General features: G+C 59.9%; 12 protein-coding genes. 9 read left to right on the top strand and 3 right to left on the bottom strand.

The window, feature by feature from the left end; genetic code table 11:
• Positions 1-7: 7 nt before the first annotated feature.
• Entirely contained in the window at positions 8-2,038 is a 2,031-nt protein-coding gene (locus tag HMPREF2878_RS04410; protein WP_070643859.1) for an alpha-1,4-glucan--maltose-1-phosphate maltosyltransferase, read from the bottom strand.
• Positions 2,039-2,178: 140 nt separating this feature from the next.
• Between HMPREF2878_RS04410 and HMPREF2878_RS04415 the strand changes: the two genes are divergently transcribed.
• The 8 genes from HMPREF2878_RS04415 to HMPREF2878_RS04450 all read left to right on the top strand — a co-directional run bounded on the left by HMPREF2878_RS04415 (position 2,179) and on the right by HMPREF2878_RS04450 (position 10,878).
• Positions 2,179-3,015 (top strand): ABC transporter ATP-binding protein, encoded by an 837-nt coding sequence (locus HMPREF2878_RS04415; protein ID WP_048735276.1) that lies wholly within the window; start codon positions 2,179-2,181, stop codon positions 3,013-3,015.
• A 6-nt stretch (positions 3,016-3,021) separates the two neighbouring features.
• Positions 3,022-3,861 carry an NUDIX hydrolase gene (locus HMPREF2878_RS04420; RefSeq protein WP_070652910.1) on the top strand — a complete coding sequence of 280 codons (840 nt, stop codon included), beginning with the start codon at positions 3,022-3,024 and terminating at the stop codon, positions 3,859-3,861.
• A 54-nt stretch (positions 3,862-3,915) separates the two neighbouring features.
• On the top strand, positions 3,916-5,100 hold the full coding sequence (locus tag HMPREF2878_RS04425; RefSeq protein ID WP_049194092.1) for a THUMP-like domain-containing protein: 1,185 nt from the start codon (positions 3,916-3,918) through the stop codon (positions 5,098-5,100).
• Between the two features lie 337 nt (positions 5,101-5,437).
• On the top strand, positions 5,438-6,223 hold the full coding sequence (locus tag HMPREF2878_RS04430) for an electron transfer flavoprotein subunit beta/FixA family protein (RefSeq protein ID WP_049194091.1): 786 nt from the start codon (positions 5,438-5,440) through the stop codon (positions 6,221-6,223).
• A 54-nt stretch (positions 6,224-6,277) separates the two neighbouring features.
• Entirely contained in the window at positions 6,278-7,222 is a 945-nt protein-coding gene (locus HMPREF2878_RS04435; protein ID WP_016422471.1) for an electron transfer flavoprotein subunit alpha/FixB family protein, read from the top strand.
• A 252-nt stretch (positions 7,223-7,474) separates the two neighbouring features.
• Positions 7,475-8,626, top strand: a complete 1,152-nt coding sequence (locus HMPREF2878_RS04440) for a cysteine desulfurase family protein (protein WP_049194138.1) — start codon at positions 7,475-7,477, stop codon at positions 8,624-8,626.
• A 63-nt stretch (positions 8,627-8,689) separates the two neighbouring features.
• Complete coding sequence (gene mnmA / locus HMPREF2878_RS04445) at positions 8,690-9,829, top strand: tRNA 2-thiouridine(34) synthase MnmA (protein WP_070437874.1); 1,140 nt, start codon at positions 8,690-8,692, stop codon at positions 9,827-9,829.
• Positions 9,826-10,878, top strand: coding sequence for a uroporphyrinogen decarboxylase/cobalamine-independent methonine synthase family protein (locus tag HMPREF2878_RS04450; RefSeq protein ID WP_070652911.1), 1,053 nt, complete (start codon positions 9,826-9,828; stop codon positions 10,876-10,878). The genes mnmA and HMPREF2878_RS04450 overlap by 4 nt, the downstream gene beginning before the upstream one ends.
• Positions 10,879-10,883: 5 nt before the next feature.
• Here the strand turns inward: HMPREF2878_RS04450 and HMPREF2878_RS04455 are convergent, their stop codons facing one another.
• Positions 10,884-12,044 (bottom strand): ATP-binding protein, encoded by a 1,161-nt coding sequence (locus HMPREF2878_RS04455; protein ID WP_070652912.1) that lies wholly within the window; start codon positions 12,042-12,044, stop codon positions 10,884-10,886.
• A gap of 139 nt (positions 12,045-12,183) precedes the next feature.
• Positions 12,184-12,852 carry a 3'-5' exonuclease gene (locus tag HMPREF2878_RS04460; protein ID WP_070652913.1) on the bottom strand — a complete coding sequence of 223 codons (669 nt, stop codon included), beginning with the start codon at positions 12,850-12,852 and terminating at the stop codon, positions 12,184-12,186.
• Positions 12,853-12,948: 96 nt separating this feature from the next.
• Here HMPREF2878_RS04460 and ligA point away from each other — a divergent pair, with 96 nt between their 5' ends.
• On the top strand, positions 12,949-15,069 hold the full coding sequence (gene ligA / locus HMPREF2878_RS04465; RefSeq protein ID WP_101738712.1) for an NAD-dependent DNA ligase LigA: 2,121 nt from the start codon (positions 12,949-12,951) through the stop codon (positions 15,067-15,069).
• The last annotated feature ends 34 nt before the right edge of the window (positions 15,070-15,103 follow it).

The raw sequence follows: 15,103 nt of genomic DNA on the forward strand, positions 1-15,103 counted from the left end.
AAGCGTTCTAGCCCTCGTAGTCGGGGACGTCGCGCCAAGCCAACTTGTGGCGGAGCTTGACATCGATTTCCGGCAGCTTGATGATGTGCGCGACGTTTTCCCACGGTGCCAGGCGGACGTAGTTGTCCTTGCCCCAGTTGAACTGGTTGCCGGTAATCAGGTCAGTGACATCCATGCGGTCGTGGTTGCGGAGCCCAATGCGATCCATGTCGAGGTGCACGGTAGCTTCCTGGGCATTCCACGGATCGAGGTTGAGAACAACGAGGATGGCATCGCCGGTGACCGGATCGAGCTTCGAGTAAGCCAGCAGGTTGTCGTTGTCGATGTCGTGGAAGTGCAAGTTGCGCAGCTGCTGCAGAGCAGGGTGCTCGCGGCGAATCTTGTTCAGCGTGGCAATGAACGGCTCCAGCGAGTTGCCGGTGGCCAGTGCCTGGTCGTAATCGCGGCTGCGGAGCTGGTACTTCTCGCTGTCGAGGTACTCCTCGGAGCCCTCCTTGACCGGAACGTTTTCAAACAGCTCGAAGCCGGAGTACATGCCCCACAGCGGAGATAGGGTGGAAGCCAGCGCGGCGCGGATGGCGAAGGCGCCACGGCCGCCCTTGACCAGGAAGTCATGCAGAATATCGGGGGTATTGACCCATAGGGATGGGCGAGCGATGTCCGCATGGCGGGTAATCTCCTCGCCGAATTCGGTCAGCTCTTCCTTCGTAGTCTTCCACGGGAAGTAGATGTAGGACTGAGTGAAGCCAGCCTTGGCCAGGCCGTAGAGGCGGGCCGGGGCGGTGAAGGCCTCGGCGAGGAAGATGACCTCCGGGTTGGTTTCGTGAACGGTTTCAATCAGCCATTCCCAGAAGTTGCCCGGCTTGGTGTGGGGGTTATCCACGCGGAAGACCTTGACTCCACGCTTGACCCAAAACTTCACTACACGCAGAACCTCTGCGTACAGGCCCTTGGCATCGTTGTCGAAGTTCAGCGGGTAGATGTCCTGGTACTTCTTCGGCGGATTCTCGGCGTAGGCAATGGTGCCGTCCGGCAGCACGGTGAACCACTCCGGGTGAGCCTTAGCCCAGGGGTGGTCCGGTGCACACTGGAGCGCTAGGTCGATAGCGACCTCGAGGTTGCGCTCCTTAGCAGCCTTGATGAATTCCTTGAAGTCCTTTTCGTCACCGAGGCTCGGGTGGATGGCGTCGTGGCCACCTTCTGCGGAGCCGATAGCCCACGGAGATCCGACATCGCCCGGTTCCGGGGTCAGGGTGTTGTTGCGACCCTTGCGATTGATTTCACCGATTGGGTGAATCGGGGGCAGATAGACCGTGTCGAAGCCCATGCGCTGAGCGCGATCAAGCTGTGCAACCGCAGTCTTGAATGTGCCGTGCAGCAGCTCGCCATTTTCGCCGTAACCACCGTTGGAACGAGGGAAGAACTCATACCAAGAGGAGTACAGGGCTTCGCGGCGGTCAACCTTGATCTTGCGGGTCTTTCCGCGGGTCAAAAGGTCGCGCACCGGGTGCGCCTGCAAAATGGCGCGGGTCTCGTCGGAAAGCGCGGCTGCAATGCGGGCGCGAAGATCGCCGTCGCCGCGCAGACCTGCGGCGATGGAGCGTAGGTGGTTGCGGTGGATAGCAGCGGCACCAGCGGCGGCGCGGTCGAAGAGAGCGGCGCCAATTTCTAGATCATTAGCGAGTTCAGCTTCGCTCTGACCGGCCTCGAACTTCTTGGTGATAGCGTTGCGCCACGTTGCCATCGGGTCGGACCAGGCATCAATGCGAATGGTCCACAGCCCGGGAACATCTGGGACGAAGGTGGCATTGACCTGATTTGGATCATGGTCAGAAAAGTGCATTGGAATGCGCTGTGAGCGGGAAGCAAAAGCTGATTCCTTCGGCCCCTTGACGTTGAGCGTGGCGTTCATCGCGTCATGGCCTTCTCGCCAAATGACGGCAAAGGTTGGGACGACTTCACCCACTACGGCCTTCGATGGAGTTGCACCACCGTTGATTTGAGGACGGATGTCATCAATACCGATTCGACCAGTCATAAAAGACGTTCTCCTAATTGTCGGCGAGCTAGGTGAAAATCGAAGCAAAACCATCTCGAGTGAACTCGATTTGCTCTCTACCGAGGATAGATGAGAATGTCCAAGCGCACATTTGGGCAAAGTTAGGGCACCATGGATGTGTGGCTGAATTGGAAGAAGACTTTAACGAAGATTTGCTACTCGACTTTCGCGACGTAAACCTCATCCGTGGTGGCCGTACGCTGGTCGGGCCGGTGGATTGGCAAGTAGAACTTGATGAGCGCTGGGTCATCATGGGGCCGAACGGCGCAGGCAAGACTTCTTTAATGCGCATTGCTGCAGCGGAGGAGTTCCCGTCTTCAGGGGTGGCCCATGTGATGGGCGAGCAGATTGGGCGCACCGACATGCGTGATCTGCGCACAATGATTGGTTTGACGTCATCGTCGATTGCTCACCGCATTCCCAATGACGAAAAGGTCGCGGACCTTGTTATTTCCGCCAGTTACTCCGTCCTGGGGCGCTGGCGTGAGACCTATGAAGAGATGGATTTCGAACAGCTCTCCGAGATTCTCGAGCGCATGGGTGCTGAGCATCTTGCAGACCGCACCTGGGGCACTCTCAGCGAGGGAGAGCGCAAGCGCGTACTCATCGCACGAGCCATGATGGTCAACCCCGAATTGCTGCTTCTCGATGAGCCGGGAGCCGGACTCGACCTCGGCGGCCGTGAGGACCTGGTCGGTTACTTAGGCGAACTCGCACTCGACCCGGATGCGCCGGCGATGGTGATGATTACGCACCACCCGGAAGAAATTCCGTACGGCTTCACCCATGCGATGCTCCTCGACGAAGGCAATGTCATCGCACAGGGGCTTATTGACGACGTCCTGACCAGTGAGAACCTGACCAAGGCTTTCCACCAGGAAATCGTCGTCGATCGCATCGATGATCGCTACTTTGCGCGCCGGGCACGGCCTGCTGGAAAGCACCGGAAGAAGTAGACGCTCATGGCGGTTCCGACACCTGAAACCCCGAATACACCCGCGTCGCCGAAACTGGCTGCGACTGTGTTGCTGCTCCGCGACACCCACTGCGGGCTCGAGGTCTACGTTCAAGAACGCGTATCCTCAATGCGCTTTGCGGCCAACATGACCGTGTTCCCCGGCGGTGGAGTAGACCAGCGTGATTTCCCAGCTGTCGCGAATGAGGTCATGGCCGTGACCGAGCCGTCGGAAGCCGACCCCGAGTCGCGGATCGCGCAGGCTTTTAACGTCGGTCGCGCGCGGGCGCACGCGCTCACCTGCGCGGCCGTGCGTGAGACCTTTGAGGAAACAGGCACTCTGTTGGTTCGCAATGCTGGCGGTGAGATTGTCGCAGATGGCCACCGCTTCCACCGTCAGCGACGACAGCTGGAAGCCCACGAGTTGTCGTTGACGGATTTCCTTAGCAATGAAAATCTGGCGCTCGATGCCGAACTCGTCAGTCCTTGGGCTAACTGGGTGACACCCGAATCCAACCCCATTCGCTACGACACCTATTTCTTCCTCGCCGCGCTTCCCGACGGTCAAAGGGCCGACGGTGACACCTCTGAGGCATCATCTTCAGGCTGGTTCCGCCCGACTACGATTTTGGATGGATGGCGCCGTGGGCTACTTGGCCTCATGCCTCCGACCTGGGCGCAACTGACTCGTTTGGACGGTGTCGGTACTGTGGCGGAGGCTCTCGAGGCGGCCAGAAACACTCCGGTGCGACGCACCAGTAGTGACTTCCTCGGGGAACCTTTTATGGATGAGTACTTTGCCGTTGCCACCCACATGGGGCATTTGCGCAAAGGTATGAACCGTTAGCCGACTACTCAACCCCCGTTAACCGGCTGATCCCTAGTTGGAAGGAGATAACGAGTGTCCCTGTCCGCTGCAGAGGTGGCCGCTGTTGCTGCTCACCCGAAGTGGCTAGATGAGGCCGACCAGCTCGCGCTCACTAAAAAGTCTCTGATTGCAGACTCCGCGCATCTACGCCAACACTGTGGCGAGTTTGGTCGCGCGGTCATTGAGGTCGCGGCAGCTCGGCGTTCGGCGGTCAGCAAACTGCCAGGGGACTGGATCTTCTCTTCCGAAGCAGCGCAACAGGCCACGCCCTTTGTCGTCGCGATGGCTCGCGCCCGTAGGCTTGCGCATCTCGGTGTCGAAGCAGTGGCCGATGTGACCTGCTCCATCGGTACTGAAGTGGCAGCAATTGACCACCTGGGCCTGACCGTCGTCGGGTCTGATCTCGACCTTGCACGGCTGGCCATGGCGCGGCATAACGTCGGCAAGAACATTTTCGCGCAGGCCGATGCTTTGCAACCGGCCTTTGACGCACCCGTCATTGTCGCTGACCCTGCACGCCGCTCCGGGGGCCGCAGGATCACCAACCCGGAGGACTTGCTCCCGTCGCTGCCGGCGCTCATAGCCGCCTGGCCCGACAAAGAACTAGCTATCAAATGTGCGCCGGGCCTCGACTTCAGCGAGTGGAGCGGGGAAGTGGCTGTCACTTCGGTGGACGGTGCGGTCAAGGAGGCGTGTCTATATACGCCGGGGCTGGCCGGAGTTACCGATGGGCAATCCGTAACGCGATCGGCGATGGTTATCCAGACCGTCGATAAGCACAGGCCGTTAGAGTTGTCGGCGGTGGACGTGCAGACCTACGACGACACCATGCCTGACGACGTCGATGTGCGCGCTGCCGGCCGGTACATCATTGATCCGGATGGGGCGATTGTGCGCGCCGGGCTGGTGCGGCATTTTGCGGCGGCGCATGGGCTCTGGCAGCTCGATGAGCGGATTGCGCACGTCAGTGGCGATGTTTTGCCGCAGGGGATTGCCGGGTTCGAAGTTATTGAGCAAGTGGGGTTGAAGCAGGTTCGCAAGGCACTGGCAGCGTTGGATTGCGGATCGGTGGAGATTCTCGTGCGCGGGGTAGACGCCAACCCCGACGCGTTGCGCAAGCAGTGGAAACTTAAGGGCTCCAGGGCATTGGCGGTGGTTGTCACGCGCATCGGACGGAGCGCGACGGCGTTTATCTGTCAGCCCCGGGAGATCGGTTAAGGACCGCTTTACGACGGAAAACTGGTGGGGGTAGCCCGTTGGGGATCGGTGTTTGCTGTCGGCGAATACTGCGGAGATAGCTGCAGTTGATTGCGTACTATTAACGTCTGACATGCGGAAATAGCATGTTGGCGGGCGGGCTGTGCTCGTGGTGTAGAAAAAAATTTAAAAAAATAACGACATTGTTATCTGGATCACCTTCGCATTGGCGATAGGTTCTGTTATCTTCAACACAGACGACCTAGAGCGTGGCCTGGTTCACTTTATTGTGAGGCGGCTTGCGAAGTAAGGTCAGATAAACGTTCACCAGTAATCAACCAGTAAGGACGACAGAAAAATGCCGAACATCGTGGTTCTGGTCAAGCAGGTTCCGGACACCTGGTCCGAGCGTAAGCTCACCGATGACAAGTTTGTCCTCGATCGTGAGTCTGCAGACGCAGTTCTCGACGAAATTAATGAGAACGCTGTTGAGGCTGCCCTGCAGCTGAAGGAAGAGCACGGCGGAAACGTTACCGTCGCAACTGTTGGCCCGGATCGTGCCATCGAGGCACTGCGCAAGGCTCTGTCCATGGGTGCAGACGACGCCGTCATTCTTTCGGACGACGCACTTGAAGGTTCCGACGCTGTTCAGACCGCATGGGCTCTGTCCAACGTCATTGACACCCTCGAAGATGTTGACCTCATCGTCACCGGTAACGCCTCCACCGACGGTGGCACCGCTTCCGTCCCGGCTATCCTCGGTGTCTACCGCGACCTTCCGGTTCTGACTCACCTGCGTTCCGTCGCTATCGACGGTGACTCCATCACCGGTGAGCGCGAGGTCGAAGACGGCATCTACCAGCTCAAGGCATCCCTGCCGGCAGTCGTTTCCGTCACTGAGAAGGCTAATAGCCCGCGCTTCGCATCCTTCAAGGGCATCATGGCCGCTAAGAAGAAGCCGGTCACCGAGCTGACTCTGGACGATGTTGCTGCTGAGGCAGAGCAGGTTGGTCTCGAAAACGCTGCTACCGGTGTCACTGGCTCCACTCCGAAGCCGGCTAAGACCGCTGGTGAGCGCATTAACGATGAGGGAGACGGCGGCGCCAAGCTGGCCGAGTACCTCAAGGCCCAGAAGTTCATCTAAGGCGCTTGACGCGAATAGAAGACAAATAGAGATACAAGTAGGAGAAAGATCACTATGACCGACGTCCTCGTTCTCGTCGAGCACGCAAATGGCGAGCTGAAGAACACCACCGCTGAACTGCTGACCGCTGCTTCCGCATTCGGCACCCCGGCCGCAGTTGTCGTGGGTACCCCGGGTACCGCTGCTGGCTTCGCAGACACCCTGGCCTCCTACGGCGCTGGCGAGATTCTCGCTGCTGAGTCCGACGATGCCGACAAGTACCTGATCACCCCTGAGGTTGACGTTCTCGTCGGCCTGGCCTCCGAGCGTGAGGTTCCGGTGCTGGTTTCCGCTTCCGCAACCGGCAAGGAAATCGCTGGCCGCGTCGCTGCGCTGACCGGTTCCGGTCTGCTGTCCGACGTTGTTGCTATCAACGATGACGCTTCCGTTAAGTACTCCATCTTCGGTGGCGAGTACATCGTCGACGGTGTCGGCTACGGCGCATCCCCGGTCTACGCTCTGCGTCCGGGCTCCGTTGACCCGGAGGAGAAGTCCGGTTCCGCTGACGTTACCGAGATTGCATTCCCAGAGATCGGCAACAACGCTGTCGAGATCGTTTCCTTCGCACCGGCTGAGGGCGGCGACCGTCCGGAGCTGACCGAGGCTAAGCTGGTTGTTTCCGGTGGCCGCGGTGTCGCATCCGAGGATGGCTTCAAGAACGTTGTTGAGCCGCTGGCAGACGTTCTCGGCGCAGCTGTTGGTGCTTCCCGTGCTGCTGTTGACGCTGGCTACTACCCGGGTCAGTTCCAGGTTGGCCAGACCGGTAAGACCGTTTCCCCGGACCTCTACGTTGCTCTGGGTATTTCCGGTGCTATCCAGCACAAGGCAGGTATGCAGACCTCCAAGACCATCGTTGTGGTCAACAAGGACGAAGAGGCTCCGCTGTTCGAGATTGCTGACTTCGGTGTCGTCGGTGACCTGTTCGACGTTGTCCCGCAGGCTATCGAGAACCTGAAGTAATACGCACTTGCCTTAAGGCTGCTAGTTGCGTAAGGCTGCTGGCCGAGAGTCAACTCGGCTAGCAACTACCCGCTCGGGGTGGGCACAGATTTCCTGTCTGTTCCCGCCCCGAGCATTTTTTGGTCCTACTCATCTGTTCGTGCAGACAGTGAGGTTTAACTATGGCGGATAGTGAGCATAAGGCGCACGCAGCGTTATACTGCCTGCATGCTTAATGACCACATCGTTGCCGCTCCGGACGAGAAGAGTGAAATGAAGTCTGCTGCGAAGACCCGTTACTTTGTGGATCATGCCGCGACTACACCATTGCGCCCAGAAGCGCGCACGGCAATGGTCGAGAACCTAGGTCTGGCCAACCCCTCGGGGCAGTACGCCACCGCACGCATTGCGAAAAAGGTTCTGGAAGAGTCCCGAGAAGAAATTGCAGAGCTGCTCAGTGCCGATCCCATCGAGGTAGTTTTTACTTCCGGTGGAACTGAGGCCGACAATCTAGCGATTTCAGGCCTGTACTTCAAGGCCTCTGGCTCGGACATTGTGGTTCCACCAATCGAGCACGATGCAGTGTTGAAGACATGCCACCATCTGGAAAAGGAACACTGGGCCAAGATTGTTGAGGCTCCTGTAGGTGCTGATGGTCGCGTTGACATGGTGCAGTTCCCGGAGATGAGTCGGCAGAACACCGCGCTGGTGACGTGCATGTGGGCGAACAATGAGACCGGCACCATCCAGCCGGTGGAGGAGATTGCCAAGCGGGCGAAGGATGCTCGCGTGCCTTTCCATATCGATGCTGTGCAGGCAGCCGGACATCTGCCCATTGATTTCCACGCAAGTGGCGCCACTACAATGGCCATCTCCGCGCACAAGTTCGGCGGTCCCCGTGGGATTGGGGCGCTGCTTGTTCGTCGTGAAGCGAAACTTACCCCGCATAACAACGGCGGCGGGCAGGAACGCGGACTGCGTTCGGGCACGCAGGACGTGGCGTCGGCGGCGGGCATGGCGGCAGGACTGCGCGCGGCGGTGGACACGATGGCGGCGGACGATGAGCGAATCCGCGGTCTGACGCAGCAGCTCATCAGGGCAATCATGCACATCGACGGTGCGATTATCCACACCAGCGAGCTCGCTTTGCCGGGGCATGTCTACGCCAGCTTCCCGGGCGCGGAGGCCGATAGTTTGATCATGCTGTTCGATGCGGCGGGAATTGACTGTTCTACGGGATCGGCATGTAGCGCGGGCGTTAATCGTCCCTCGCACGTGCTGATGGCGATGGGCGTTTCGGAGCCGGAAGCGCGGTCGTCGATTCGTTTTACGCTGGGGTACACCTCGACGCAGGCGGATGTCGACGCCGTCATTTCGGCGCTGCCGGAAACGGTCGAGCGGGCGCGGCGTGCTGGCATGGCTTAGTTTTTGCCCCGTGGTGGTACGGTGACACGTGCACAAAATCTAGAGGGGAAAGGTTGCAACGCAATGCGAGTTCTTGCAGCAATGAGCGGTGGTGTGGATTCGTCCGTGGCTGCGGCGCGTGCATTGGCCGCAGGTCACGAGGTCGTCGGCGTGCACTTGGCGCTGTCGAAAGATCCGCAGTCCGTTCGCGCCGGATCCCGCGGCTGCTGTTCGCTAGAGGACTCCGGCGATGCCCGCCGCGTCTGCGATGAGCTGGGCATTCCTTTCTACGTCTGGGATTTCTCCGAGCGCTTCAAGGAAGAGGTCATGGATGACTTCTACGACTCCTACGAGCGCGGCGAGACGCCGAACCCATGCCTGCGCTGCAATGAACGCATCAAGTTCGCCGCTCTACTAGAGCGCGGCATCGCGCTCGGCTTCGACGCTGTGGTCACGGGGCACTACGCTTTGCTTGGCGACGACGGCCTGTTGCGCCGCGGCCGCGATGCGAAGAAGGACCAGTCCTATGTCCTGGGCGTGCTGGATCGCGAGCAGCTGCAGCGCTCGATGTTCCCGGTAGGAAACACCGAGAAGCCAGAGATTCGTGAAGAAGCCCGCGGGATGGGACTAGGCACTGCCAACAAGCCGGACTCTTACGACATCTGCTTCATCCCGGATGGCAATACCAAGGCGTTCCTGGGCGCGAAGATTGGCCGTCGCCCGGGCACCATTGTGGATAAGGAAACTGGCGACACCGTCGCTGAGCACGACGGTGTCTACGGTTTCACCATTGGTCAGCGCAAGGGGATTGGCCTGGCGGGGCCGATGCCGGATGGCAAGCCGCGCTATGTCACCGGCATTGATGCAGAGACCGGCACGGTGACAATCGGCACGGCTGCGGACTTGAATGTCAACGTGCTCGAGGCCGACCGTGCCATCTGGCTGGCCAACCCGGATGAAGTACTCGCTGCCTCGGAGGCCGGCAAGCTGCAGGTGCAGGTGCGTGCGCACGGTCGCCCCATCGACTGCCGTATTGAAGTGCTGGCAGGACCTGACGATGACATCACCGGACGCGGTGGCGCCTTCCGGCTGCGCCTGAGCGATCCGCTCCGTGGTGTCGCTCCTGGCCAGGCCGCTGTTTTGTACCACACTGACACTGCGGGCGACTACGTGCTGGGCTCCGGCACGATTGTCTCGACCGCCCGTGAAGAGGACTTGTCGTGACCTCCTTTGTCGGCCTTGGCCCGATGCCGGGCCGCAATCCACACGAGGCGGCAGAGATTGTCATTGGCGAATGCCTGGAAGGTCACCTCACGCTACCGACGTTGCCCGCCCGTGGGTTCGGCGCCGATGCCGTCGGTCGCACGGCCGCCCTCATGGCTGACCTCGTCGTGGACAGGGGAGCGCGCTCCTGGAAAGTCGCCGACCGTCGTGGTCGCGCGAGTGCCTTGGCCACTGATTATCTCCACCGAGACATCGACGCGTGCGAGGAAGCGTGGGGACGCACCCCGCAGAAGATTCGCCTGACCGCTCTCGGCCCATGGACGATGGCGACTTCGGTGGAAAATGCCGCAGGCCATCTCATCGCCGTTGACCGCGGCGCCGTGAAGTACTTCGCGCAGTCGCTGGCCGCGGGATTGGCTTCCCACATCGCCGATGTCCGTCGGCGTTTCGACAGCGACATCGAGGTACTTCTGGCAGAACCCGCACTCGGCGCAGTCGTACAGGGCAAGATCAAGGCTCCGTCCATGCTGATGGGCAACGCGGGCTATCTCCCCGCCCAGGGGCACCGCGAGATCGCGGAGATCTTCCTCGAGGTCACGGGGCCGCTGCGTGACGACGACATCGAAGTGACCATCGCGCTGTCGAGCCCCGATGGCCTGGCTGTTCAGGCCTTGGCGGATTCCGGTGCGGCCGGAGTGTGGCTACCTCGCAAAGAACTGACCACCACGCAGCAACTGGATTTTGCGGCTGCCGTGGTCGGTGCCGATATGTCCCTGGAGCTGGGTATTGTGCCAGTGACGGTCACGGAGCGAGAAGAGCACACGGGCGTCCCGGTGGCGACACCGGCTCGAGCACTCGCTGAGCAAGCAGCGCTGTTCTGGGATGAGCTGGGCTATTCGCGCCTACAGATTGCTGAGAGCTTGAATCTGGCGCCGATGGGCGGCTTTGCTGCCAGCTCCAATGAAGAAGCACAGGCGCAACTCGGCGCAGGCCGTAATGCCACGGAACTTCTTCGTCGGGCAGCCGGTGACTTGGCTCGCGACGAATAGCGACCTTATTCCACCAGCGTATTGAGGTAGTCGGCGAAGTAGGGAAGTGTGAATTCCACGTATCCCGTCGACGCTGACACAATCAACTCGCGGTAAATCAGGTCATGGCGAAGCTGTGAGATGCCAGAGAGTTTGCGTCCCATGGTCTCTGCGATGGCGCTCGTGGCCACGGGCTTTCCATTGGGGGAGAGGCGCGCCATCGCTTTGAGAAAATCAATCTGGCGAGGTGGCACTTTCCGCAGGCTGGGCGCATGAACTTGCAGCCCGATGCGGCGGATGGATTCCGCTGCGGCATCCGAGACATGCTGAGCGGTAATGGTGTCCGAGTGGGCCAACCTGGCCTTAGCCCAAGCGACTGAGCCAATGGTCTGTATGAGATACGGGTAGCCGTGGCTGAGTTCAGCGGCCAGCTCGACGGCATCCTCGGTCATCGCGCGTTCGCCGAGTTCTGCAGTTCTGCGAATGATGTCCTTGGTGGTCTCCACGTCCAATCGGCCCAGAGACACGCGCTCGGCACGGCGTAAGAATGTTGCGCCCTCTAGCTGGAGCAAGTCTTCGATACCGCTGGGCAGCCCGGCTGCGACAAAGGCAATCTCCGCATCGTCGCGATTTAGGTCCTGGATTGCATGGGCAATTTCGTTGAGCTGTGCGGGGTCTGCACTTTGAACCTCGTCGAGAGTGAGCAAGATGCCGGATCCCTGTGGCATGAGGAGAGCCGAGAGATCCTGAAGTTGGCTGAGCAGATTCCTGCCGGGCTCGGGCTGAGAAGTGCTGACTTCCGTCTTAAACCCGCCAATGCCGGCGATGGACAGGCCGGTGAGGTGACGGCCCTTGCCCATCGGTGCACTGTCAATGGCACTGAAAGTGCGCGGAATGGTGACATCGGTGAGTTCAGAAATCATTTCAGAGCCGATGTGAGCACGCAGCACAATCCATCCCAGTTGCTTTGCTGCGGCTTCAAACTCGTTGAGAAGTACCGTCTTACCGATTCCGCGGGTACCGGAAATTAGCGCGGTTCGCCAGGGATTACCGGGGCCTTCCGCCAGAGCCAGCTCAAACGAGTCCAGCTCGACATCGCGCCCACCGATGATGGCCGGGGATCGGCCGAATGTGGGGTGGAAAGGATTGCGTGGGATGGAGATGGCCTTGTCGCCGCGAGTGGTCACGCATCAATCATAGCAATGGATAATCCACATCGGCTTGGATAACTTGGATATTCCGCCGAATTTTGGATATTCGATTTCCATTGGATAATCACAAAACTCTGGATATTGGGAGAGCCGGGGAGGGTGAGGGGGCCGCTGCTCAGTCCATCGGCCACCCGAAGGTGAAGTCCGACGTATCCTTACCTTTTTCGGTCAGGTACTGCTGCAGGTTCTTCTTGTACTGGTAGTACGCGACGGCCTGCAGCTCCATCAGCTCTTCTCCCGATTTTTCGGTTAGCTCCCGGTAGTGGCGCGCCATCACCCATGCGATGCGCGCAGCCGCCAGAGCATCTTCGGTGGCATCATGTGCCCCGTCCAGGCGCACCTGATAATGGCGGGAGACATCAGTCAATGTGCGTTTTTCACGGCGTTCTGGGTCGAAGTAATTATCCAGCACAAAGGGGTCGACGACGAGGCCGTCAACAGTAAAATTGGGATCCTGCGAGCGCAGTACCGTCAGATCATAAGCCGCGTTATAGGCCACTACGGTCAGACCATCGCGCCAGGCAGCTCGAAGGCCGGCAATGGTATCCGCTAGCACTTCATCGTGCGGGCGTCCCTCCGCGCGAGCTTTTTCAGTGGTGATGCCATGCACATCAGACGCAGCTTGCGGAATTTCGACACCGGGATTAGCGAGCATGATGGTGGAATCTTTGCCCTGCTCAGTCAGTCGGACCAGTGCGGAAGTGACAATCTTGCAGGTGCGAGGATCCGTGCCGGTAGTCTCCAGATCAAACGCGAGCATGCGTCGCGGATCGAAATTATGCATGTCTCAACTGTAGCGGAGAGTGCGGATTCGCTGAGGGGCAGGAACAAGGTCAAGAGAATTTCCGTGTCCTCCGGCGCATCCGGGCAATGACATAGAATGAGCGACGTGACTTCCTCGACCGATGAGAACTCCGACCTGTCAACCTCCGATTTGTCTTCGTTTTCCAGCGCCCCCGCCTCCGAGCCAGCGCCGGCGGACGTCCGGGAGAAGTGGCAAGATCTAGCAACTCGCATTCGTGAAAACGCTGCGCTGTACTACACCGCGCAGCCGGTTATCTCCGATGCTGAGTATGACGAGATGTTCCGTCAACTGCAGCGGTTAGAGGAGCAGTGGCCCGATCTGGTGGTGCCGGACAGCCCCACGCAGCAGGTCGGTGCGCAGGTCGACACGCCTGCCGACGGGGAAGTGTTCGAGCCTGTTGAGCACCTCGAACGCCTTTACAGCTTGGACAATGTTTTCGATGAGCAGGAGTTGCGCGGCTGGCTGGCCCGCACCCCGGCCAGCACGTATCTGACCGAGCTGAAAATCGATGGCCTGTCTATCGATCTGGTCTATGAGAATGGCCGCCTTGTCCGGGCGGCCACCCGCGGAGACGGCCGCGTGGGGGAGAACGTCACCGCCAATGCGCGCACTATCGAAGATATTCCGCATGAAATCAGCGGCGAGAACATCCCCGACGTGCTCGAGGTGCGTGGTGAAGTCTTTATCTCGTTGGAAGAGTTCGAACGCATCAACGCCGATCGCGTCGAAGCGGGTCAGAAGCCGTTTGCCAACCCCCGTAACGCCGCCGCCGGTTCCCTGCGACAGAAGGATGTTGCAGAAGTGGCCAAGCGCCGGTTGTCCATGATTTGCCATGGAATTGGTCATATCGAGGGCTGGCGTCCACAGTCCCAGCACGAGGCATATCGTGCCTTGGACGAGTGGGGTTTCCACGTGTCGCCGTATACAAAGCAGGTTCATTCCGCGGATGACGTCGTTAAGCAGATGCAGTACTGGGGCGAGCACCGCCACGACGCCATCCACGAGATGGACGGGCTTGTGGTCAAGGTTGACTCCCTTTCCGAGCAGCGCGCGTTGGGCGCGACCTCGCGGGCGCCGCGCTGGGCGATTGCCTACAAGTATCCGCCAGAAGAGGTCACCACGGACCTGCTGGACATTCGAGTCTCCATCGGCCGAACTGGTCGTGCGACGCCATATGCCGTGATGAAGCCGGTCTTCGTGGCCGGGTCAACTGTCGAGATGGCGACGCTACACAACCCTTCCGAGGTGCACCGAAAGGGTGTGCTCATCGGGGACCGTGTGACCATCCGCAAGGCCGGTGACGTGATTCCAGAGGTACTCGGCCCCGTAGCCGATCTCCGAGATGGTAGCGAGCGAAAGTACATTTACCCGACTCTCTGCCCCGAGTGCGGTACTCGTTTGGCTCCGGCAAAGGACAGCGATGCCGATTGGCGTTGCCCCAATACCCGCTACTGTCCAGGTCAGCTGCGGCGTCGAATTGAATTCCTCGCCTCCCGCTCCGGGTTCGATATCGAAAACCTGGGGGAGAGGGGCGCTGCCGATTTGATTCATCGCGGCGTGCTTGCCGACGAGTCCCGCCTCTTCGACCTCACCGAGGAAGATTTGCTCGGCACTGAGGTCTACACTACGGCTTCGCGGAAAACCCTGAACGCCAATGGTAAGAAACTGTTGGCCAACATCGAGGCAGCTAAGGATAAAGAGCTGTGGCGCGTATTGGTCAGCCTGTCCATTCGTCATGTGGGTCCAACAGTGGCGCGGACCTTGGCACAGAAGTTCGGCTCGATGGAGGCGCTGCGCGCTGCGAGCCGCGAGGAGATTTCGGCCATCGATGGCATTGGCGAGATCATCGGCGATTCCGTGGCTGACTGGTTCGAGGTGGACTGGCACCGCGAGGTTGTCGAGCGCTGGGAAGCTGCCGGTGTGCGTATGGCCGATGAGGTCGCCGATCGTCCAGATCAGGTGCTAGAGGGATTGACCGTGGTAGTCACCGGCTCTTTGGAGGACTTCACTCGCGACAGCGCGAAGGAAGCCGTTATCTCCCGTGGCGGTAAGGCCGCAGGGTCGGTGTCGAAGAAGACCGACTACGTGGTGGTTGGCGAAAACGCCGGTTCCAAGGCCACAAAGGCCGAGGAGCTGGGCTTGCCCATCCTCGACGAGGATGGGTTCAAGCGATTGCTGGAAACTGGTCAGGCCTAGCTGGGGCTTGGCCCAGCCAGGATTTGACCCAGCC

Origin of the sequence: Corynebacterium sp. HMSC065H09 (genome assembly GCF_001812845.1) — a bacterium.
GTDB classification, from domain to species: Bacteria; Actinomycetota; Actinomycetes; order Mycobacteriales; family Mycobacteriaceae; genus Corynebacterium; species Corynebacterium jeikeium_D.